1 pseudogene is annotated in these 330 nt (G+C 32.1%); it reads left to right on the top strand.

The features are described from left to right. Positions 1-101: 101 nt before the first annotated feature. Positions 102-330, top strand: a pseudogene (locus tag KAR67_RS09485) (hypothetical protein); the annotation flags it as partial.

The following is a 330-nucleotide window of genomic DNA, read 5'->3' as shown; positions in this document are numbered from 1 at the left end:
TGATACTAATAAATCCCAAGATTATTCTAATAAGTTTATAGGCAGACTAGCTACAACTATAATCATGGAAGATGGTTTGTATATAGGATGAAAGGATAAAAATGAGTGAAACTTACGAGATTTATACTTCTAATGGACTTATATTAGAAGTTGATAAAAATACGAATCAAATTATATTTGATAAAAGAGAAGATGGGCGTGAAGTAGGCAAATACACCCAAGAATATTCTAAAGCTTTGTTTGAAGCACACAATATCAAACAAAACTCCCCCTACAAAGACTATCAACCCCAATACCTAGATCCTGAATTTCACACAGGGGAGAAATCTA

The organism is Campylobacter sp. JH32, assembly GCF_017846535.1.
Classification (GTDB): domain Bacteria; phylum Campylobacterota; class Campylobacteria; order Campylobacterales; family Campylobacteraceae; genus Campylobacter_D; species Campylobacter_D coli.
This window is presented reverse-complemented; position numbering and strand designations above follow the sequence as displayed.